This window comes from Streptomyces sp. NPDC017890, assembly GCF_044328675.1.
In the GTDB taxonomy this organism is placed as follows: domain Bacteria; phylum Actinomycetota; class Actinomycetes; order Streptomycetales; family Streptomycetaceae; genus Streptomyces.
Map to the genome: position 1 here is coordinate 61454 of NZ_JBIRHU010000023.1, position 21842 is coordinate 83295.

Consider the following 21842-nt stretch of genomic DNA (forward strand, 5'->3'; position numbering starts at 1 on the left):
GTGCTGGGCAGCCGTCAAAGGTACGCCACGGGGGGCCCGGAAGCCACGGCGCGTGCTTCGGCGGTGCTACGCGTCCACTTCCACCAGACGCTTGCCGTCGAAGGTCAGGACCTCGAAGTGGTCGATCTCGTTGGGGGCGAAGGCGGCGCCGCCCTGGACGTAGAGGGGCTTTCTGCCCTTGTCGGCGGTGGCGTCCGGAATGCCGTAGCCCCAGTCCGGGACCGACCAGGAGGTGACCGTCTCGCGTGCGCCGTTCTTGCCGACGGCGATCAGGGAGCACTTCTCGGGGCCCTTGAGGTTCTTGAGCTCCAGGACCGTACCGGTGCCCCAGGGCTTCTCCTCCAGGGCCACGGTCGCGCTGACCTCGGTGGACGGGTCGGTCGCCGTGACCCGGTCGGGCATGGCGGCGAAGGCGGACTCGGCGGTGCCTGCGGCCGGCTGCGCCGCCTCGGTGCTGCGGCCGGCGCCGTCGTCACCGCCGTCGCCGCCCGTGGTCGCCACGGCGGCGAACGGCCCGCCGATGATGAGCGCGGCCGCGGTGCCCACCAGGTAGAAGTTGCGGCGGCGTTTGCCCGCGCGGCGTTCGGCGACCTCGTCGACGAGCCGCTCCGCCAGCCGCGGGCCCGGCTTCGCCGAAAGCGACTCGGCGATCGCGGGCGTCCCGGTCCCCGGCAGGTCCGCGAGCGCGGCCATCATCGGCTCCATCCCGGCCAGCTCGTCGAGCTGCTGGGCGCACCACTCACAGCCGGCGAGGTGCGCCTCGAAGGCGGTCGCCTCCGCGTCGTCGAGGATGCCGAGGGCGTAGGCGCCGACGGTCTCGTGCTCGTTCGGCGCCGGTGATCCCTGCATGGGGGCAGAATTACCCGGATCACCCGGGCCGAATCCCCCGCCGAGTCCCTGAGCTCCCCCGTACCCGCTCATCACGCCGTCACCCCCCGCTCCTCCAGTGCCAGCTTCATCGAACGCAGGGCGTAGAACACCCGGGAGCGAACGGTGCCGCTGGGTATGCCCAGTGTCTGCGCCGCCTCATTGACGGTACGCCCCTTGAAGTACGTCTCGACGAGGACCTCCCGGTGGGCCGGGGTCAGGTCGTCGAGCGCGTCCGACAGCGTCATCAGCCACAGCGCCTTGTCGATCTCGTCCTCCGCGGGGATGACCTCCAGCGGCGACGGATCGACCTCCTGCGGCCGGGCCTGCCGGCTGCGGTGGCCGTCGATGACGATGCGCCGGGCGACCGTCACCAGCCAGGGGCGTACCGATCCGGTCGCACGGTTGAGCTGACCGGCGTTCTTCCAGGCACGGATGAGCGTCTCCTGGACGACGTCCTCGGCGCGCTGCCGGTCCCCCGCGACCAGTCGCAGCACGTACGCCAGCAAGGGGCCGGCGTGCTCCCGGTACAGGGCGCGCATCAGCTCCTCGTCGGGTTCCGAGGACGACCGGGACATGCGATGTCGGGCCCTCGCACCACGTTCACCGGCCACGACGGAATCCTTGCGCACGCCCACCTCCGATGTCCGGGGGTTCCCCCAGTCGATCGCTCGCCCATTCGGTACGGACGCGAAGTGCGGGGTGTTCAAAGGGAGATGACAGTTTCCCGGAAGCGGCGTGACGAACGGCGCGCGGGCGTACTTATCGGGCGAGGGCGGCGCGGCGGCGGTGCCGGGCGACGCGCTCCCGGTTGCCGCAGAGCTCACTGGAGCACCATCGCCGGCGGCGTCCGCGGGAGGTGTCCACGTACACGATCGGGCAGTTGTCGCCCTCGCACTGGCGCAGACCGGCCCGTGCGACGGGGTCGGTGAGCAGTTCCACGGCGTCCCGGGCGAGGGCTCCGAGCAGTGCCGCGCACTGCGGCGGGCCGGTCAACTCCCGCACCAGTGCGCCGTCCTCGCCGCGGACCGCGCGCGGGGCCGGGGGTGCGGCGACGGCGAGTCCGTTGACGCGGGCGAGCGCGAGGCCGTAGGGGTGGGCGCCGCTCACGGTCCTGGAGCGGATCAGGCGGGCTGTCTGGGCGCGCAGTTCGCGGAAGCCGGCCAGCCAGGAGGCGTCGGCGTGGGCCAGCGGGGTGCCGGGCGGGACGAGCCCGGAGCCGGTGATCCAGGCACGCAGCGCCTCGACGGATCCGAGCCGTTCCATGGGGTGGGTGGTGGCGATGAGGTCCAGGCAGACTCGCCCGGTGTCGAACCGCAGCTCGTACGGGTCGGTGGCCGTACCCAGTGCCATGTTCCTGTCACCGCCTAGGGGTTGCCCGGTGGGGTGCGGGCCGGGGAGGAGAGCGGGTGGACCGCTCCCTCTACAGTGCCTGCCCGCTCCCGTGCCCGGAACCCCTCGTACCGCCTCCGCCCGGAAGCCCGCGTGTGCGCCCGTGCGGCGGCTGTCCGGCGCCGCGTGTCATCCGTCCGTGTACTTGGCGTCCGTGGCCGGGTCCAGGGCCAGGCGGTAGCCGCGTTTCACCACCGTCTGGATCAGCTTCGGCGCGCCGAGGGACGTGCGCAGGCGGGCCATGGCCGTTTCGACGGCGTGTTCGTCACGGCCGGTGCCCGGCAGGGCGCGCAGCAGCTCCGCGCGGGGGACGACCCAGCCCGGCCGCCGGGACAGGGCCCGCAGCAGGGACATCCCGGCGGGCGGCACGGCCTTGAGCGCCCCGTCGACGAGCACCGCGTGCCCGCGGACCTCCAGCCGGTGCCCGGCGACCGGCAGGGCGCGGGCGCGGGCCGGCAGCTCCTGGCACAGCAGCTGGACGAGGGGGCCGAGCCGGAAGCGTTCGGGCTGGGCCGTGTCGACGCCGTGCGCCTGGAGCGGCACCGCGGTGACCGGGCCGACGCAGGCCGGCAGCACGTCGTGCCCGAGGGCGGCGAGCAGTCCGGGCAGCATGCCGCGTTCCTCGGCGCGGGAGAGGAGGGACGCGGCGGCGGGCGCGCTGGTGAACGTCACGGCGTCCACGCCACGCGAGACGGCGGCGTCCAGCAGCCGGTCCACGGGCCCGAGGTCCTCCGGCGGCAGCCACCGGTAGACGGGCACGCCCACGACCTCCGCGCCGCCCGCCCGCAGCGCCTCCACGAACCCCGGCAGCGGCTCACCGTGCAGCTGTACGGCGATCCGGCGGCCGTCGACGCCCTGCTCCAGCAGCCGGTCCAGTACCTCGGCCATCGATTCGGAGGCCGGCGACCACTCCTCCGTCAGTCCGGCGGCCCGGACCGCGCCCTTGACCTTGGGTCCGCGCGCGAGCAGCTCCACCGCGCGCAGCCGCTCCAGCAGGGCCTCGCCGAGTCCCCAGCCGTCGGCGGCCTCGACCCACCCCCGGAAGCCGATCGCGGTGGTGGCCACGACGACGTCCGGCGCCTGGTCGATGAGCTGCTTCGTCGCGGCCAGCAGCTCGCTGTCGTCGGCGAGCGGCACGATCCTGAGCGCCGGCGCGTGCAGGACGGCGGCACCGCGCCGCTGGAGCAGCGCGCCCAGTTCGTCGGCCCGGCGGGCGGCGGTCACGCCCACGGTGAAACCGGCGAGGGGGCCGTGGTCGGGTCGCTGCTGTTCGTCGTCCATCACTCTCGTCCCGATCGTCCCGGTCGTCGTACTGCCTGCACGACGACCGAGCCTGTCAACGGTGCGTGACAGGCTCGGTTCCGCTTCATGTCACCAGTGTTACGTCATACCTCGGCGTAACTGGGCCGCGCCTTCGTCCGTGCCGGACCGGCCGGGTCGTCCGGCGTCCCCGCGGCCGGACGGCGAAGGTATACCGCCCAGGTGACGGCGAAGCAGACCGCGTAGTAGGCGAGGAAGGCGACGAAGGCGCCGGTGCCCGAGCCGACGGAGAGGAAGGACTGCCGGAAGGCGAGGTTGATGGCGACGCCGCCGAGCGCGCCGACCGCGCCGATCAGCCCCATGGAGGCACCGGAGAGCCGCCGCCCGTACGCCACGGCGTCCTCCCCCGTCAGCCCCTTGGCGAGCGCCTTGTTCTGGAAGATGCCCGGGATCATCTTGAACGTCGAGCCGTTGCCGAGCCCGCTGAGCACGAACAGCACCACGAACACGGAGACGAACAGCCCGAGCGACTTCGCCATGCCGGCCGCGACGAGTGCGGCGGTGGCGGCGGCCATCGCGACGAAGTTCCACAGCGTGATCCGCGCGCCGCCGTACCGGTCGGCGAGCCTGCCGCCGAGCGGCCGGATCAGGGAGCCGAGCAGCGGGCCGATGAAGGTGAGGTACGCCGCCTGGAGCGGGCTGCGCCCGAACTGCACCTGCAGCACCTGCCCGAAGGCGAAGCTGTACCCGATGAACGACCCGAACGTGCCGACGTACAGCACGGCCAGGATCCAGGTGTGGGCGTCCCGGGCGGCGTCCTTGGCGGCGCCGGTGTCGTTCTTCACGGAGGCGAGGTTGTCCATGAAGCAGGCGGCGAGGACGGCCGCCACCAGGATCAGCGGGATGTAGATGCCAAGCAGCACCCTCGGCCCGCCGCTCGCCCCGATGATCGCGAGCGCGGCCAGCTGGATGACCGGCACGCCGATGTTCCCGCCCCCCGCGTTGAGACCGAGGGCCCAGCCCTTCTTCCTGAGCGGGAAGTAGGCGTTGATGTTGGTCATGGACGAGGCGAAGTTGCCGCCGCCGATGCCGGCCAGCAGCCCGACGAGGAGGAAGGTCGAGAAGGACGTCCCCGGCTCCATGACCGTGAACGCCGCGACGGTCGGCACCAGCAGCAGCCCGGCCGAGATGATCGTCCAGTTCCGCCCGCCGAAGACCGCGACGGCGAAGGTGTAGGGCACCCGCACGACGGCCCCGACGAGCGTCACCACGGACGTCAGCAGGAACTTGTCGGCCGGCGTCAGCCCGTACTCCGGCCCCATGAAGAGCACCAGCACGGACCACAGCGTCCAGACCGAGAACCCGATGTGCTCGGAGAGGACGGAGAAGAACAGGTTCCGCCGGGCGATCCGTTCCCCCGTCTCCTTCCAGAAGGTCTCGTCCTCCGGATCCCAGTGCTGGATCCAGCGGCCGCCAGGGACAGTCATGACGCCTCCACGCGCTCCGGGGCTCGGTTGCACCGAAGGTAGGAACGACGCGTTTCGGCCCGGTGGGGCTACGGGTGACCGGCAGGGAACGTTGCTCTCACCCGGCGCCGGGGCGAGGTGAGAGGTCACCGCCACGACCGCGGCCCGGCATCCGTGACGCCGACGGCACGGCCCGGGCCGTCGTGGACCGAGGCGGTGCCGGACAGGACGTCACACCGACATCGCAGCGGTGTCGGCGGCCGGTATCCATCCCCCCTCCGGGATACGGAGCCAGCCCTCCTCGGCCGCGACCTGGGACGCCGCCCGGCGCAGCGCGTCGAACGCGGGGTGCACCAGCCCCTTCCGCCAGACCAGCGAGACCGGCGACAGCGGTACGGGGTCGACCAGCGGGCGCACCACGGTCGACCCGATGGCCGGAAAGCTCACCACGGCGAGGATCGGATTGCGCGCCTTGTCCATGATCCGCTGGAACTCCTCCTCCCCGACGGCCAGCGGGGCGGGCGCCGCCACCTCGATGCCGCGCCCCTCGAACAGGCGGTGCGCGAGGTCGGTCCACTCCGGCGTCCGCGGATTGCCGGCCCCGGCGTACACGGTCTCGCCCTCCAGCGCGGCGAGCGGCACCTCCGTCAGCCGGGCCAGCGGATGGTCCTCGGGCAGCAGCACCGCCATGGGCTCGTAGCGGACCGGTTGGTGGCCGAGCCCCGCCCGCAGCGCCGGGGCGAGGCCCACGAACCGGCCGAAGGAGACGTCGAGGCGGCCCGCGAGGAGTTCGGCGGCGGCGCCCGTCAGTCCGCTCTCGTAGCGCGCCATCAGCTCCTGTTCGGGCGCGAGTTCGCGGGCCCGTTCCAGGACCAGGCGGCCGGTGACCAGCCCCGGGGAGTTGAGGTCGACCAGCAGCGGGCGGGCCTGTCCGAAGGCGGCCAGGAGGTCGTCCTGCGCCTGGAGGACACGACGGGCGTACGGCAGCAGCCGCTCGCCGTCGGCCGTCAGGGTCACTTGCCGGGTGGTCCGGACGAACAGCTCGGCGCCCAGCTCCCGTTCCAGGCGCCGCACGTCCCTGCTGAGCGCCTGCTGGGCGACGTACAGGCGGGCGGCGGCGCGGGTGAAGTGCAGCTCCTCGGCGACGGTGACGAAGGCGCGCAGGAGGCGGGGCTCGAGGTGGGCGGGTGCGGGCATCCGACGAACCTACAACGGGAGTGCGTGAACGGGTACGGAGAAGGTGTTGGACCTCCCGATCGCCTCCGGGCGACTGTGAGGGCATGCCGCAACCGACCTACGAACGCCCGTCCCCGCAGAGCACCGTCCTCGCCGTCACCGCCGACGCCCTCGTCACCGCCGACTTCCGTCCGCGCACCCGGCGCCGGCCGCCCGGCCCGTACCGGAGCCTCCTCGCCGTACCCGGCGCCCGGGCGTTCACGGCCGGGAATCTCATGGCGCGGCTGCCCATGGGCATGTTCAGCGTGAGCGCGGTCGTGATGATCGCCGGCACCCGCGGTTCGTACGCCCTGGCCGGCGCGGTCACCGCGACGGGGCTGGCGGCGACCGCGCTGGTCGCCCCGTGGACGGCGCGCCTCGTCGACCGGCACGGGCAGGCCAGGGTGGCCGTGCCCGCCACCCTGGTCGCCGCGCTGGGCTCGCTCGCCCTGCTGCTGTGCGTGCGGTTCGACGCGCCCGCCTGGACCCTGTTCGCCGCGTACGCCGCCACCGCGACGACACCCAACACCGGCGGCATGGCCCGCGCCCGCTGGGCCCACCTGCTGAGGGACGGGAAGGGCCCCGTCGACGCCCTGCACACGGCGAACTCCTTCGAACAGGCCGCGGACGAGCTGTGCTTCATGCTCGGGCCGGTTCTCGCGGCCTTCCTGTGCACGGCGTTGTTCCCGGAAGCGGGCACGCTCGTCGGTGTGGTGCTGCTGGTGAGCGGCATGCTGGTGTTCACCGCCCAGCGTTCGACCGAGCCGCCGGCCCGGCCGCGCCCGACGGCGAGGGCGCCCTTCCGCGTCCCGGGCATCCCGCCGCTGCTGGTCGTGTGCCTGGCGATGGGCGGGGTCTTCGGCGCCATGGAGGTCGTCACCATCGCGTTCGCGGACGCACAGGGACATCGTGCGGCGGCCGGTGTGGTCCTCGCGCTGCAGGCGGCCGGTTCCTGCGCGGCGGGTCTGCTGTACGGCGCGATGAAGCCGGCCGGGCCGGCCGAGCGCCGCCTGCCGTGGTGTGTCGCGGCGATGACGGCGCTGCTGACGCTGCCACTGCTCGCGGCCTCCCTCACCGGCTCCCTGCCGCTGCTGGCGCTCACGCTGCTGGTCGCCGGGGTGGCGACCGCCCCGACGATGGTCACCACCATGACGCTGGTCCAGCACCGCACCCCGCAGGACCGCCTGAACGAGGGCATGACCCTGGCGGTGACCGGCCTGCTCGGCGGCATCGCCTGCGGCAGCGCGGCGGGCGGCTGGACGGTGGAGCACGCCTCACCCACGGCCGCCTACGGCGTACCGGTCACGGCGGCCGCGGTGGCCCTGCTGCTCTCCCTGGCGCCGGCTGGGGGCTCGGCGGGGCGGCCGCGGGCATGACGAAGGCCCCGCCGCTCAGCGCGACGGGGCCTTCGCCCACATGGGAACTGTGGAGATGGCGGGAATCGAACCCGCGTCCAACGGTGCGGAATCAGGGCTTCTCCGTGTGCAGTCCGCTTCGATTTTCTCAGCCCCGGAGATCACGCGGACAAGTCTCCGACGGGCTCAGTCACTGTTTGGTTTCCCTCTTCACCCCGTGACCGGGATCAAGGTTTAGTCCCCTAGCTGATGCCAGGATCCGGGTCGGGAACAGCCCCGGGCTGACACTCCCTTTAGTAGGAGGCTCGCTTCGCTACCTGAGATCAGGCAGCGAGGGCGAAGGCCTGCTGGGAGGAATCGCGCTTGGTGTTGGCGATTATTTTTTTCGGCCTGTGGTTTACGAGATCATGGCCGCTTCCTCGACACGCTTCCCCTGCTTCGACATCCGCTGTCGAAACCGATCATCCCCATGTTGATTTTTCAATCAGCGCACCCGCCCGGGGTGCTTTCACCATCGTACGTGACCAACGCACGCGGGTGCCAGCCTATTCCCCCGAGGGGGAAGCCCGGTCTCGCCCCGGGTCAGGCCCGCTGCTTGCGGCGGATCGCCGAGATCGTCCGCTCCGCCTCGCGGCGGTCCTGCTTCTCCCTCAGGGTCTGGCGCTTGTCGTACTCCTTCTTGCCGCGCGCCAGCGCGATCTCGACCTTGGCCCGGCCGTCCTTGAAGTACAGCGCCAGGGGCACGATCGTGTGACCGGTCTCCTGGGACTTCGACTCCAGCTTGTCGATCTCCACGCGGTGCAGCAGCAGCTTCCGCTTGCGGCGGGCGCTGTGGTTGGTCCAGGTGCCCTGGCTGTACTCCGGCACGTGCACGTTGTGCAGCCACGCCTCGTGCCCGTCCAGCTGCACGAAGCCGTCGGCCAGCGATGCCCGCCCCTGGCGCAGCGACTTCACCTCGGTCCCGGACAGGACCAGGCCGGCCTCGTACGTGTCGAGGATCTGGTAGTCGTGCCGCGCCTTCTTGTTCTGCGCGATCAGCTTGCGCCCTTTTTCCTTAGCCATAGTGCAGCCCATTTTGGCACTACGGAGGGGGTCCGCGGGAAGCCGATTTACGCGGGGTGCCGCTACCGCCCCACTCCGCTCAGCACCGTCCGCGCCCGGTCCAGGGCGGCCGGGTCCGCCGGGTCCACCTCCAGGTCGGGCGTGATGCCGGTGCCGTCGACGCCGCGGCCCGAGGGGGTGCGGTAGTGCCCGACGGTCAGCTCGGCCACCGAGCCGCCGGGCAGCCGGCTCGGCATCTGCACCGAGCCCTTGCCGAAGGTGCGGGACCCCAGGACGACCGCCCGCCCACGGTCCTGGAGGGCTCCGGTGAGGAGTTCCGCCGCGCTCATCGTGCCACCGTCGACGAGCGCGACCAGGGGTCTGGTGGTGTCGCCGCCGGGTTCGGCGTGCAGGGCCCGCTGGGCGCCGTCCACGTCGTACGTGGCGACCAGGCCGCCGTCCAGGAAGGCGGCGGAGGCGGTGACGGCCTCGGCGACCAGACCGCCGGAGTTGCCGCGCAGGTCGAGGACGACGCCGGTGCCGGACGGCAGCCGCTCCACGGCGCCGCGCACCTGTTCGCCGACGCCCTTGGTGAACGAGACGACCTTGACGACGGTGACGCCGTCGGCGAGCGTACGCACGGTCACGGGGTCCGTGGACAGCCGCGCCCGGCGGACGGTCTCGGTCCACGCGCGCGTGCCGCGTTCCAGGCCGAGCCGGACGGCACTGCCGGCGGGCGCCTGCTCGGCGTCGCCGCGCAGTATGGAGACGACCTCGGTGACAGGGCGCCCGTCGACGCGCTCCCCGTCGACGCTGCGCAGCCGGTCGCCCTCGCGGATCCCCGCGTCGGCGGCGGGCGAGCCGGAGCGCACCCTGGTCACCTCGATGCGGCCGTCGCGTTCGCGGCGCGCGGAGAGCCCGACGCCGGTGTACCGGCCGTCGAGGGCGTCCTCCAACTCCTCGTACTCACCCGAGGAGTAGACGGCGCCCCAGCGGTCCCCGCTGCGGCTGACGGCGCGTTCGGCCGCCTCCACCGGGGACTTGCCGTCGGCCAGCGCCTCGGCCGCCGCCCGCGCGACGTCCTCGCGCCCGCCGTGCCGGCCGGCGGGGACGGCCGGACGGGCCGTGTCGGGCGTGGGCTCCCGGTCGGCGTCGGGGAGCGAGCCGGTGGCCGCGCCGGCGACGAGCACGCTCGCGAACACCAAGGTCAGGGCGGCCCCGTGGCGTGTGCGACGGGGCTGACAGAACAGGGCACGACCTGACATGCCGGTGAGTCTAGGACAACGCGTAAGGGCCGCACGGTCGCTCGCCCGTGCGGCCCTCTTGGCATGTGTCACACCTTCAGGTACTTGCGCAACGCGAAGAACGCGGCCAGCGCGGGCATCAGCAGGCTGGTGGCCAGGATGAGCGGCAGCTTCGTCAGCAGGGCGTCCCAGCCGATGAAGTCGATCAGGGCCAGCTTGTCGGCCAGGGCGAGTCCGTGGTCGATGATGAAGTACCGCGCGGTCACCAGGAAGCCGCAGGCGACCACACCGCCGATGAGACCGGCGACCGCCGCCTCCATGATGAACGGCGCCTGGATGTAGAAGCCCGACGCGCCGACCAGCCGCATGATGCCGGTCTCACGCCGCCGGCTGAACGCCGAGACGCGCACCGTGTTGACGATCAGCATCAGGGCGACGACCAGCATGAGCGCCATCACCGCTCGCGCCGCCCAGTTCATGCCGTTGAGGAGTTCGAAGAGGTTGTCCAGGGTCGCGCGCTGGTCCGCCACGGACTGCACGCCGTCCCGGCCGTCGAAGGCGGTCGCGATGACCTGGTACTTCTCCGGGTCCTTCAGCTTGATCCGGTACGACTCCTGCATCTGGTCCGGCGTGAGCGAGCTGGCCAGCGGCGAGTCGCCGAACTCGTCCTTGTAGTGCTTGTACGCCTCGTCCTGCGACTCGTACGTCACCTTGTCCACGACCGACAGCTCTTCGAGGTCGGCGAGGATCTGCTTCTTCTGGTCCTCGGTCACCGCGCCCTTGGCGCAGGCGGGGTCGGACTTCGCGTCGCTCTTGTTGCAGAGGTAGACGGTGACGTTGACCTTGTCGTACCAGTAGCCCTTCATGGTGTTGACCTGGTCGCTCATCAGCAGCGAACCGCCGAACAGGGCCAGGGACAGGGCGACGGACACGATGACGGCGAAGGTCATCGTCAGATTGCGGCGAAGACCGACACCGATCTCCGAGAGCACGAACTGGGCGCGCATGGCGTCTCGTTAAGCCTTTCCGTTCCTCGTCAGTGCTGGTAGCCGTAGACGCCGCGCGCCTGGTCACGGACGAGGCGGCCCTTCTCCAGCTCGATGACGCGCTTGCGCATCTGGTCCACGATGTTCTGGTCGTGGGTCGCCATGATCACGGTGGTGCCCGTCCGGTTGATGCGGTCGAGCAGCTTCATGATGCCGACGGAGGTCTGCGGGTCGAGGTTGCCGGTCGGCTCGTCGGCGATCAGCAGCTTGGGCCGGTTGACGAAGGCGCGCGCGATGGCGACACGCTGCTGCTCACCGCCGGACAGCTCGCCCGGCCTGCGGTCCTCCTTGCCGCCGAGCCCGACGAGGTCGAGCACCTGCGGCACGGACTTGCGGATCTCGCCTCGGGACTTGCCGATGACCTCCTGGGCGAAGGCGACGTTCTCGCCGACCGTCTTGTTCGGCAGCAGGCGGAAGTCCTGGAACACCGTCCCCAGCTGGCGCCGCATCTGCGGCACCTTCCAGTTGGAGAGGCGGGCGAGGTCCTTGCCCAGAACGTGCACCTGTCCGTGGCTGCACCGCTCCTCACGGAGGACCAGCCGCAGGAAGGTGGACTTTCCGGAGCCGGAGGACCCCACGAGGAAGACGAACTCGCCCTTCTCGACCTCCAGGGAGACATCCCTGAGGGCTGGGTGGTTCTGTTTGGGGTAGACCTTGGACACGTTGTCGAATCGGATCACGGATGCACCACGGGTCGCCGGGGGTAGATGTGCGTGACCATACGCGAAGCGGGGAGCGGACCGCAGTCACCGGTCGGGGTTGCGTAGCAGTTGCGCGTTTTGTCCTCACCCGGTCCGGGTCCGCGGCGTGGCCGGTGCCCCGGGATCCCGCCCGGGGGTAAGGCGCGCGGGGCCCTGCGGAACCTGGCACAGTGGAAGGGGGAACGTTCGCGCCGGCGCGGGCGTTGTTCTGACGGAGCCGGCGGCAAGGAGGGCGAGCGCATGACATACGACCGGTTGGTGTGCGCCAACTGCGCGGCGCCCGTTAGTGAGGGCAGGTGCCCGGTGTGCCGGGCGAACCGCGAGCGGCTGCAGCAGGGGAACTTCCTCGCCGGGCTGAATCCGATGACGCTGGTCGCGCTGCTGGCGGTGCTGGTCGCGGCGGTGGCCCTGTTGGCACACCAGACCGCCTGACACCCGTCGAGGGCCCCGCGGGGCCTCCCGGGACGCGGGTGCGAGCACGGACACCGACGCTGACACTGACACTGACACTGACAACGTGAAGGGGCCCGGAGCGTGGTGCGCTCCGGGCCCCTTCACGTGCGTAGCGGTGCGTACGCGGTGCGTACGCGCGCGGCTACCGTCAGGCAGCAGCGCCGCCACGGCCGTTCATCAGGCGCGGCAGGAAGCGGAAGCCGATGCCGCCGGCGATCATCGTGGCGGCGCCGACCAGCAGGAACGTGGTCTGCGCGGCACCGGTCTCGGCCAGCTCCTCACCACCGCCCTGGGCGGTGGTGTCGGAGACCTGGGCCGCCTCACCGGTGTCGGTCAGGGCCGAGGAACCCTGGTCCTGGGTGACGTTGTCGTTGCTGCCGCCGTCGGGGTTGGCGTTGTTGCCACCGCCGTTGCCGCCGCCGTTACCGCCGTTACCGCCGTTGCCACCGTTGCCGCCGCCGTTACCCGGGTCGGTCGGGTCCGTGGGGTCGGTGGGCTCGGTCGGGTCCGTGGGATCCGTCGGGTCCGTGGGATCCGTCGGGTCCGTGGGATCCGTCGGGTCCGTGGGATCCGTCGGGTCCGTGGGATCCGTCGGGTCCGTGGGATCCGTGGGATCCGTCGGGTCCGTCGGGTCCGTGGGATCCGTCGGGTCCGTCGGGTCCGTCGGCTCGTTCGGGTCCGTCGGGATGGTGGGCGGGTCCGACGGCTCCTTGTCGTCGCCTTCGACAGTCACGCCGAGGTCGACATTGGTGTCGCCGACGCCCGCGCTCACACCGAAATCGAGCGCCGAGGCGGCGCCCGCGGCGGTCAGCGAGGCTCCGGCCGCGATCACGGCACCGGCCGCTATGCGTGCGACACGGATCCGCGTCTTCTTCGTCATATGGTTGCTACCCCCAGTAGCCGAATCGTCAGAGAGGCCGCGCTCGGGGCCGTGATCGACGGAGGTGGCTGCGCTGAGGTCCCCCGGTTCACATGCGCCCCAGAAATACGCATGCCGCGCCTCACCCTTACGAATGTTCAAAGCAACGTCAAGGCCATTGCGTACGCGATGTCCGGGTAAGGGACGTATGCCGGACACAAAGGGTGTGAGTGTGATGTAAAACCCAGACATCACCGGCGGATTCGGGGAAGACAAAAGGCAACCGCCGCCGGAAGGGCGGCAGTTGCCTTGTCGACAAAGCTGCGTTTCTGCTTCGCGTTACTTTTCCTGCTGCTTGCGCCAGCGAATGCCGGCCTCCAGGAAACCGTCGATCTCACCGTTGAACACGGATTCGGGGTTGCCCACTTCGTGCTCCGTGCGCAGGTCCTTGACCATCTGGTACGGGTGCAGCACGTACGAACGCATCTGGTTGCCCCAGGAGTTGCCGCCGTCGCCCTTGAGGGCGTCCATCTTGGCCTGGTCCTCCTGGCGGCGCCGCTCCAGCAGCTTGGCCTGGAGGACGTTCATCGCGGTGGCCTTGTTCTGGATCTGGGAGCGCTCGTTCTGGCAGGAGACCACGATGCCGGTGGGGATGTGAGTGAGCCGCACCGCGGAGTCGGTGGTGTTGACGCCCTGGCCGCCGGGCCCGGACGAGCGGTACACGTCCACCCGCAGCTCGGACTCGTCGATCTCGACGTGGTCGGTCTGCTCGACCACGGGGAGGATCTCGACGCCCGCGAAGGAGGTCTGGCGGCGCCCCTGGTTGTCGAACGGCGAGATGCGCACCAGCCGGTGCGTGCCCTGCTCGACGGAGAGCGTGCCGTAGGCGTACGGCGCCTGCACGGCGAAGGTCGTCGACTTGATGCCGGCCTCCTCCGCGTACGACGTCTCGTAGACCTCGGTCTTGTAGCCGCGCTGCTCGGCCCAGCGCATGTACATGCGCTGGAGCTTCTCGGCGAAGTCGGCGGCGTCCACGCCGCCGGCCTCGGCACGGATGTTGACGAGCGCCTCACGGGAGTCGTACTCGCCCGAGAGCAGCGTGCGGACCTCCATCTCGTCCAGCGCCTTCTTGACGGCCGTGAGCTCGGACTCGGCCTCGGCACGGGTGTCCGGGTCGTCCTCCTCCTCGGCCATCTCGAAGAGCACCGCGAGATCGTCGATCCGGCCGCGCAGGGCCTCGGCCTTCCGCACCTCCGCCTGGAGGTGCGAGAGCTTGCTGGTGATCTTCTGCGCCGCCTCCGGGTCGTCCCACAGGGAGGGCGCGGCCGCCTGCTCCTCGAGCACGGCGATGTCTGCCCTCAGCCTGTCGAGGTCCAGGACGGCCTCGATCGACTCCATGGTCGAGGAGAGGGACTTCAGCTCTTCGGATACATCGACGACTGCCACGCATCCAGCGTAACGGCTCCGCCAACCGGCGTTCGCCGGGTCGGTACGGGCCGACGGCCGAGCGGTGTGCCCGGCGTCACGGGAGACGGCGCCGGGCGCGTGGAGAGGCCGGTGCCCGGTTCACGGGGAGGCAGGCGCCGAGTTCCGCGTGTCCTGGGGCCCCGCGCCGTCCTCGTCACCGCTCGTGGCCAGCCACGTACCGACGCCGATCGCCGCCACCAGGGCGACCGCGCCCGCGCCGACAGCCAGCCGGCGGCGGCGCGCGGTGGCGCGGTTGCGGGCCGAGCCGGGGCGCGGGGCGCCGGACGCGCGCGGGGCGCGGGCGGTGCCGCGGGCACCGCCGGCCAGCTCGTCGGGCGCCGGTACGCGCATGGAGGTGTGCGTGTCCCGGTTGGAGTCGGCCGGCTTCGGCCCCGGCACCAGCGGCACCGCTCCCCGGCGCCGTACCGGCTCCCCGGCGGGCGCGGGGGACGCCGGGAGCTCCTCGGGCGTGTCCTCCTCCTGCTCCGCGCCGGGCTCGTCCACGTCCAGCGGGCCCATCCCGGCCAGCATCGGCAGCAGCTCGCGCAGCCGGGCGCCCAGCTCGGAGGCGCGCAGCCGGGAGGCCGGCGCCTTGGCGAGGCACTGCACGAGCAGCTGCCACAGCTCGTCCGGGATGCCGGGGAGGGGGACGACCGTCTCGGTCACATGACGGCGCAGCACCGCGCCGGGGTGGCCGCCGCCGAACGGTGTGAAGCCGGCGAGCAGCTCGTACAGGACCGTGGCCAGGGCGTAGATGTCCACCGACGCGCGCGGGGGCAGGCCCTCGACGATCTCCGGGGCCAGGTAGTCCGGCGTACCGATGATCTTCGTGGCGCGGGTGCGCCGCGGGGTGTCGATGAGCTTGGCCACCCCGAAGTCCGTCAGCAGGGCCGGGTGCGAGCCGCCGGGGCCGAGCGGGCCCCGCATGTCGAGCAGCACGTTCTCGGGCTTGACGTCGCGGTGCACGACCCCGGCGGCGTGCGCGGCGGCCAGGCCGTCGGCGACGTCGGCGACGATGGCCACGGCGGCCTCGGGTGCCAGGCGCCGCTCCCGGTCGAGGCGGGTGCGCAGGTCCGTACCGCGGATCAGGTCCATGACCAGAGCGAGGTCGTTGCCGTCGACCACCAGGTCGCGAACGGAGACGACGTGGGGGTGCTCCAGGCCGAGCAGGGCGGTGCGCTCCTGCACGAAGCGCGAGACGAGCTCCTGGTCCGACGCCAGGTCCTCGCGCAGCAGCTTGATCGCGACGGGTCCCTCGGGCCCCTCGCCCAGCCACACCGTGCCGGCGCTGCCCCGCCCGAGGATCTGGTGGGCGGTGTACCGGCTGCCGATCTTCCGTGCCAAGACTGCTCCTACCGACGCGTGTTGCGCTTAAAAGTACGCGTCCGAGGAGCCGGCCTTCACAGGGGAGGCCGAAATCACCCGCTGGGTGTCGACAAATCTCCAGACTCGTCGTCGGGAACCGTCCCGGAGTCGGGCGGAGCGCGGTCCGTCGGCGGCTCAGTTGCCGGTCGAGGACCCGCCGCCGCCCAAACCGCTTTCGCCGCCGCCGAGCTCCCCGATCCAGTCGGTCGCGGTGGTGAACCAGTCGCTGAGCTGCGCCCAGTAGCCCTTGCCCGTGCCGATCCAGTCCTGCAGCGGGCTCAGCTCCCAGATCAGCCAGCCGGCCACGAACAGGATGACGACCGTGACCAGGCATCCCTTGAGGCAGCCGAGACCGGGGATGCGCATGGGGTTGGCGCTGCGCTGCCGCGGCGGCCGGGGCTCACGACGGGGCGGCTGGGGCTCGGGCGTGGGCGGCGGGGCGTAGCGCTGCGGCTGGGGCCGGGGCGGCCGCTGGGGCTGCTGGGGCTGCGGAGTGGCGTACCGCTGCGGCTGTTGCTGCTGCTGCTGCTGCGGATAGCCGTAGCCGGGCTGCTGGGGCGGCGGGCCCTGCGGAGCCTGGCGGGGCTGCTGCTGCGGGCGGGAGACCTGCCGCTGGGGGCGGCGGCGCAGCGGGTCGTCGTTCGGATCGATGTACTGGACCTGCGTCTGCTCGTTGCGGTCGCGGGCGGCGCGCAGCTGGTTCTGCCACGGGTGCGGGTCCTCGGGTCCCCCGGGCTGCCCCTGCCCCGGCCCGCCCGGCTGTCCCGGCGGCACCGGGGGCATCACGGCGGTCGGGTCGGCCGCGCCGCGGTTCGGGAGTACGGCGGTGGGGTCGGCGGCGCCCGCGGGGCCGCCGGTGTGCGGCAGGACGCTGGTCGCGCCGTTCGGGTCATGGGCGCCGGGCGGGTTCTGCGGGAGGACCTGCGTCGGGTCGGCGGCGCCGGGAGCGCCCGGGACCTGCGCGGGCGCCGGGTCGGGCGCGAGCAGCGCGCCCACGTTCTCGGCGGCGCCGATCTGCGCGCTGTTCGCGTGCACGCCGATGCCCTCGGCGACGACGCGCAGGCCGCGAGCGAGGTTCTCGGCGCTGGGGCGTTCGTCCGGGTTCTTGCGCAGGCAGCGCTCGATGACCGTCCACAGCGGGTCGGGGACGGTCGAGGGGCGGCGCGGTTCGGCGCTCAGGTGCTGGTGCAGCACCTCCAGGGCGGAGCCCCCGCCGAACGGGGGCCGGCCGGTGACCAGCTCGTACAGCAGGATGCCGGCGCCGTAGACGTCGACGGCGGAGGTCTGCGGGCGGCCCTCGGCGGACTCCGGCGCGACGTACGCGGGCGTACCGACGAACTCGTGGGTGCGGGTCAGGCCGGGTGAGTCGGCGAGGCGGGCGATGCCGAAGTCGGTGAGCATCGGGTGCATCTCGCCGCCGGTCTGCTTCAGCAGGACGTTGGCCGGCTTCAGGTCGCGGTGGACGACGCCGTCGGTGTGGCTGGCGGCGAGGGCGTCGGCGATCTGCGCGGTGAGCAGGGCTGCGGCCACCGGGGTGAACGGCCCGTTCTCCCGCAGGTAGCGGTGCAGGTCGGGACCGTCGACGAGGTCCATGACGAGCGCCAGCAGCTCGCCCTCGACGACCAGGTCGCGGACCCGGACGATGTTGGGGTGGGTCAGCCGGAGCAGGACGGAACGCTCCCGCAGGAAGCGCATCACGATGTCGGGGTCGCTCGCGAGCTCCTCCTTGAGGACCTTGATCGCGACGGTCTCGCCGGGCTGTCCGGCCACGGCCGCCTCGGCGCCCGCGGTCTCCCGCTGGCGTGCGCGCCAGACGGTGCCCGTGGCACCGCGACCGAGGGGCTCCTCGAGGAGGTACTTGCTGCCTACCGGCCGCACGTCATGCACTCCCTGTTGCTTGCCGACTGTTCCGCCCCACTGTAGTGCCGCGCTCCCGGCACCGGGCTGTCGTCGTCCTGTGGTTCCCATTGGTCCGCCGGTGTGCCTTACGTTCCGCTTCCGGCGCGCGTTCGAAGGGAAGACGCTCGACCCGGTCCGTTGGTTGCCGGGCCCGGACGTGACCGATCTCAAGCGGACGCCATTCGATCACCGCTGTGTCACCTGTCAGGCACTTTTGCGGGCAGAGCCGACCAATCAAGATCATTTGGCAGCGGGCGACGGGCGCGTTGTCAGTGGCAGGTGCAAGGATGCGTGCAGTACTGGCCGACGTGCTCGTGTGGCGGTGGGGGAAGTCCGCGGTGGGGGACCGTGGTAGACGGCTTCTGTCCCCGGCGCGCGGGCGCCCGCGCGAAGGGACCGCTGACGGCGATGCAGATCCGGCTGACCGTCGTAGACCCGCTGGGCCCGCATGCTTCGGTGGGGGGCCGCGCCGCGAGCTGCGACGTGCTGGTCACCGCGCCGGCCGGCACGGCCCTGGCCGCGGTCGCCTCCGCGCTGGCCGCGGCGCTCCCCGGTGGTGAGGCCCCGGGCTCCGGGCAGGTGGTGCTCTACGCCGGCGCGCAGCGGCTGGACGCCCAGCGCAGCACCCTGGGCGAGCCTCCGCTGATCGACGGCGCCGTGCTCTGCCTGGGCGCCCCGGGCGAGCCCGACCCGCACTCCGAACCGGCCGACGTCCCGGCCCAGCTCCACGTGGTCGCCGGTCCCGACGCGGGCGGCGTCCATCTGCTGCACGGCGGCCAGGTCCGGCTCGGCCGCTCCGCCGACGCCGACGTCGCGCTCGACGACCCGGACGTCTCCCGGACGCACTGTGCCGTGACGGTCGCCTCCGACGGCCGCGTCTCGGTCGCCGACCTCGGCTCCACCAACGGCACCACCCTGGACGGCACCCGAGTGGGCAACCGTCCGGTCCGCTTCGCGCCGGGGGCGTTGCTGCGGATCGGCGAGTCGGCCCTGCGGCTCGTACCGGTCGCCCAGGGGGCGACGGCGCGGGTGGCGACCACACCGGACGGGGAGGGGCACGTACGGCTGTCCGGTGCGGTGACGCCCCCGTCGCGGGGCGCCGGGACGGGCGCCGGGGACGAGTCGGCGCACGCGCGCGTGGCCGACGGGGCGGAGGGCCACGCCGGCGCGGGCGGTTCCACACGCGCGGGCAGTGTCACGGACGGCACCGCACGCCCCGCCGGCGGAACGGACGGCCTCCCGCGGACCGACGGGCCGGCGGACGGCCCGGCACACAGGGCCGACGGGCGGGACGGTTCTCCTCGCGGATCCACCACCGGGACGGCCGGGAGCGACGGGGCCGACTCCGCCGGCCGGCACCGCCCGGCCGGGCGCACGCACCACACCCACGGCATCGGGGGGCCCGGCACCGGCGTGGCGCCGCCCGAGCCGCTCCAGGCCCCCGGGCAGCGCGGCGCACCGCGCGCCGAGAGCCACGGCGCCGGTCCCGCGGCGGGCGTCCCCCGGCCGGCTCCGGCGGGAGACGAGACGCACGGGGGCGCTTTCGGCGCGACCACCTACGGTGCGGGCGCGCTCGGAGCAGGCGCGTCCGGCACCGGCACTCCCGGAGCGGAGGCGTACGGGACGGGCACGCCCGACGCCGGCGCGTACGCGGCGGGCGCCCTGGGAGCGGACACCCACGGACGGGACACCCACGGACGGGACGCCTTCGAGACGGCTCCCTTCGGTGCCCCCGGTGAGACCGCCGGTCCCGCCGGGGGCACCGGCCCGGACGGCGGCACCGGGCGCAAGGGCACGCCCCTGCGCGGCACCGACGTGCCCCCGGGCGTGCGCAGGCGCGGCGGCCTCGGCGCGTGGGCGCGGCGGCTGACCGGGGGCCGCGGCGGCACGCAGGACACCACCGGGTCCGGCGCGTACGCGTACGACGAGGTGCCGGCCGGACCGGCACCGGCGGCCCCGGCCGGCACCTCCCGCGCGCCGGAGACCTGGCCGGATCCCGCCTCGTTGCTGCTGACGGCGCTCGGCCCGGGGCCACGGCTGTGGGAGCGCGGCCCGGGCCACCCGGAGACGCTCACCGTGCGGCTCGGTACGGCTGACCGGGTGGCGCCCGGCGGTGACGTGCCGCTGCCCGCGGTTCCGGTGACCGCCGGACTGCGCGAGGTCGGGGCGCTCGGGCTGGCCGGCCCGCGCGCGCGGCTGGCCGGGCTGGCCCGCGCGGTGCTCGCCCAGCTCGCCGCGCTGCACTCCGCGGACGTCCTGGAGATCGTTCTGATCAGCGCGGACCGCTCCCGTCCGCTCGCCGAGCGGGCCGCCGAGTGGTCGTGGCTGGGCTGGCTGCCGCAGCTGCGCCCGGGACACGGCCAGGACTGCCGCCTGCTGCTCGCCTACGACCGCGAGCAGGCCACGGCCCGCGCCCAGGAACTCCTCCGCCGCCTGGAGGACCACCTGACGGACACCCGGACCGGAGCACGGCCGCCGGCCCCCGCCGGCACGATCCCGGCCCAGCCGACGGCTCCCGCCCAGGACACGCGACAGGACCCACGACAGGCCGCCACGACCGGCGCCCGGCATCCCTCCTGGGCACGGGCCGACGACGGAACCGGCCCGGCGGGCGGCTTCGCCGGGCCGTACACCGTGGTCGTCGTGGACGGGGACCCCGGCGGTGCCGACGTGCGCGAGGCGGTGGCGCGGCTGGCCCTGGAGGGCCCGCGGGCCGGCATCCACGTCCTGTGCCTCGCCGAGACGGCCGCCGCCTCTCCGACGTCCCCGGTGACGGAGACGTACGAGGCCGCCTGCGCGGTGTCGGCCGTGTTCCGGGAGTGCGGTGCCGTGGCGCTGCTCAGCGGAGACGTGGCGACGGCCCTGCGCCTGCTGCGCATCGCGCGCACGGGCGCCCCCCAGGGCGCTCCGGCCGGCCCGGTCGGGCACGGCACCCTCGGCACGGTCGACGCCGTCTCCCTCGCCTGGGCCGAGCGGTTCGCGCGCGCCCTGGCCCCGCTGCGCACCGACGGCGCGGCCGGCGACCGGCACGCGCGCGTGTCCGCGCCGCTGCCCCAGGCGGCCCGGCTCCTCGACGAGCTGGGCCTCGCCCGGGCCACCCCGGCCTCCCTGATGGCCCGGTGGGCCGACGCCGCCGACGACACGGAGGCCCTCGGCGGACGCGCGCAGGGCGTCCTGGGCGCCGGACCGCGCGGCCCCGTCACGTTCGACCTCGCCGCCGAGGGACCGCATCTGCTGATCGAGGGCCCGACCGGCAGCGGCCGCACCGAGCTGCTGCGGGCGCTCGTCGCCTCGCTCGCCTCCGCCGAACGCCCCGACCGCCTCGGAATCGTCCTGATGGACGGCCGGGACAGCGTGAGCTCGGGCGGCGGGCCCGGAGAGGGGCTGCGGGTCTGTACGGACGTACCGCACGTCACCACCCACCTCACCGCCAACGACCCCGTCCGCATGCGGGAGTTCGCGCAGTCCCTGAGCGCCGAGCTGAAGCGGCGCGCCGAACTGCTCGGGCGGTCGGACTTCGCCGAGTGGCACACCGGGCGCGAGGTGTCGGGCCGACTGGTCGCCCAGCGCACGCCGGCGGGCGGGGGCAATCCCGTCCCCGCGGCGATATCCGACACCGGGGACGTCGACTCCCCTCCCAGCTCCACACTGCGGCTGCGACCGGGCGCGGCTCGGCGCCGGGCGGGGGCGGCGCCCCCGCTCCCCCGCCTCGTCGTGGTCGTGGACGACCTCGACACCCTGGTCACTCCCCCGCTCGGCTCACCCGGGCGGCCCGCGGCGGGGTCGGTGATGCGGGCGCTGGAAGCGGTCGCCCGGGAGGGCGAGCGGCTGGGGGTGCACCTGGTGGCGGCCACCACGCCCGGCGGCCGCACGGCCCAGACGGAACCCGCGCTCCGCGCCACCCTGCGCGTCGCTCTCGACACGCCGGCGCCCGGACCGGACGAGCCGATGCCGGGGCGTGGGCGGTTGACCGGGCCGGACGGACGCACCGTGCTGTTCCAGGGCGGCCGGGTCACGGGCCGCATCCCTCGCACGGCGACCCTGCGGCCCACGGTGGTCCCCCTGGAGTGGCACCGCATGGGCGATCCGCCCACCCGGCGGCCCGTGCGCGAGCTGGGGAACGGGCCGACGGATCTGGCCCTGCTGGCGAGCGCGTTGGAGCGGGCGGCGCGGGAGGTCGCGGCGGCGGAGGTGCCGTCACTGCTGTGACGC

General features: G+C 73.3%; 17 protein-coding genes and 1 other RNA gene. 3 read left to right on the forward strand and 15 right to left on the reverse strand.

Annotated features, from left to right (window positions below):
* Positions 1-66: 66 nt before the first annotated feature.
* The 6 genes from ACH4F2_RS27660 to ACH4F2_RS27685 form a co-directional block, all read right to left on the reverse strand.
* Positions 67-849, reverse strand: a complete 783-nt coding sequence (locus ACH4F2_RS27660; protein WP_398135460.1) for a zf-HC2 domain-containing protein — start codon at positions 847-849, stop codon at positions 67-69.
* A 71-nt stretch (positions 850-920) separates the two neighbouring features.
* Positions 921-1445, reverse strand: a complete 525-nt coding sequence (locus tag ACH4F2_RS27665) for a sigma-70 family RNA polymerase sigma factor (RefSeq protein ID WP_398135461.1) — start codon at positions 1443-1445, stop codon at positions 921-923.
* Positions 1446-1629: 184 nt separating this feature from the next.
* A complete protein-coding gene (locus ACH4F2_RS27670) occupies positions 1630-2220 on the reverse strand; it encodes a CGNR zinc finger domain-containing protein (RefSeq protein ID WP_398135462.1) in 591 nt (196 codons plus the stop codon).
* Positions 2221-2388: 168 nt separating this feature from the next.
* The gene (locus tag ACH4F2_RS27675) at positions 2389-3540 is read right to left on the reverse strand and encodes a uroporphyrinogen-III synthase (RefSeq protein ID WP_398135463.1); all 1152 of its coding nucleotides are present in this window, start codon (positions 3538-3540) and stop codon (positions 2389-2391) included.
* Between the two features lie 104 nt (positions 3541-3644).
* On the reverse strand, positions 3645-5006 hold the full coding sequence (locus tag ACH4F2_RS27680; RefSeq protein WP_398135464.1) for a nitrate/nitrite transporter: 1362 nt from the start codon (positions 5004-5006) through the stop codon (positions 3645-3647).
* 210 nt (positions 5007-5216) lie between these two features.
* On the reverse strand, positions 5217-6182 hold the full coding sequence (locus tag ACH4F2_RS27685) for a LysR family transcriptional regulator (protein ID WP_398135465.1): 966 nt from the start codon (positions 6180-6182) through the stop codon (positions 5217-5219).
* Positions 6183-6265: 83 nt separating this feature from the next.
* Between ACH4F2_RS27685 and ACH4F2_RS27690 the strand changes: the two genes are divergently transcribed.
* Entirely contained in the window at positions 6266-7576 is a 1311-nt protein-coding gene (locus ACH4F2_RS27690; RefSeq protein WP_398135466.1) for an MFS transporter, read from the forward strand.
* Positions 7577-7623: 47 nt separating this feature from the next.
* On the opposite strand, the gene ssrA is transcribed toward ACH4F2_RS27690, so the two are convergent.
* The 5 genes from ssrA to ftsE form a co-directional block, all read right to left on the reverse strand.
* Positions 7624-8024: a transfer-messenger RNA gene (gene ssrA / locus ACH4F2_RS27695) on the reverse strand.
* A 113-nt stretch (positions 8025-8137) separates the two neighbouring features.
* Positions 8138-8617: an SsrA-binding protein SmpB gene (gene smpB, locus ACH4F2_RS27700; protein ID WP_052841735.1), complete on the reverse strand. Its 480-nt coding sequence runs from the start codon at positions 8615-8617 to the stop codon at positions 8138-8140.
* 62 nt (positions 8618-8679) lie between these two features.
* Positions 8680-9861 carry a S41 family peptidase gene (locus tag ACH4F2_RS27705; protein WP_398135467.1) on the reverse strand — a complete coding sequence of 394 codons (1182 nt, stop codon included), beginning with the start codon at positions 9859-9861 and terminating at the stop codon, positions 8680-8682.
* 68 nt (positions 9862-9929) lie between these two features.
* The gene (ftsX, locus tag ACH4F2_RS27710) at positions 9930-10847 is read right to left on the reverse strand and encodes a permease-like cell division protein FtsX (RefSeq protein ID WP_398135468.1); all 918 of its coding nucleotides are present in this window, start codon (positions 10845-10847) and stop codon (positions 9930-9932) included.
* A gap of 29 nt (positions 10848-10876) precedes the next feature.
* Positions 10877-11566 (reverse strand): cell division ATP-binding protein FtsE, encoded by a 690-nt coding sequence (gene ftsE / locus ACH4F2_RS27715; RefSeq protein ID WP_053131878.1) that lies wholly within the window; start codon positions 11564-11566, stop codon positions 10877-10879.
* Positions 11567-11827: 261 nt separating this feature from the next.
* Between ftsE and ACH4F2_RS27720 the strand changes: the two genes are divergently transcribed.
* A complete protein-coding gene (locus ACH4F2_RS27720; protein ID WP_398135469.1) occupies positions 11828-12019 on the forward strand; it encodes a hypothetical protein in 192 nt (63 codons plus the stop codon).
* A gap of 169 nt (positions 12020-12188) precedes the next feature.
* Here ACH4F2_RS27720 and ACH4F2_RS27725 read toward each other — a convergent pair whose 3' ends face one another.
* The 4 genes from ACH4F2_RS27725 to ACH4F2_RS27740 form a co-directional block, all read right to left on the reverse strand.
* Positions 12189-12920 carry a hypothetical protein gene (locus ACH4F2_RS27725; RefSeq protein ID WP_398135470.1) on the reverse strand — a complete coding sequence of 244 codons (732 nt, stop codon included), beginning with the start codon at positions 12918-12920 and terminating at the stop codon, positions 12189-12191.
* 318 nt (positions 12921-13238) lie between these two features.
* Positions 13239-14345 (reverse strand): peptide chain release factor 2, encoded by a 1107-nt coding sequence (gene prfB, locus ACH4F2_RS27730; RefSeq protein WP_398135471.1) that lies wholly within the window; start codon positions 14343-14345, stop codon positions 13239-13241.
* A 120-nt stretch (positions 14346-14465) separates the two neighbouring features.
* Entirely contained in the window at positions 14466-15710 is a 1245-nt protein-coding gene (locus tag ACH4F2_RS27735; RefSeq protein WP_398135472.1) for a serine/threonine-protein kinase, read from the reverse strand.
* 156 nt (positions 15711-15866) lie between these two features.
* Positions 15867-17609, reverse strand: a complete 1743-nt coding sequence (locus tag ACH4F2_RS27740; RefSeq protein ID WP_398135473.1) for a serine/threonine-protein kinase — start codon at positions 17607-17609, stop codon at positions 15867-15869.
* A 429-nt stretch (positions 17610-18038) separates the two neighbouring features.
* On the opposite strand from ACH4F2_RS27740, the gene ACH4F2_RS27745 reads away from it, so the two are divergent.
* Positions 18039-21839 (forward strand): FHA domain-containing protein, encoded by a 3801-nt coding sequence (locus ACH4F2_RS27745; RefSeq protein ID WP_398135474.1) that lies wholly within the window; start codon positions 18039-18041, stop codon positions 21837-21839.
* Positions 21840-21842: the final 3 nt, after the last annotated feature.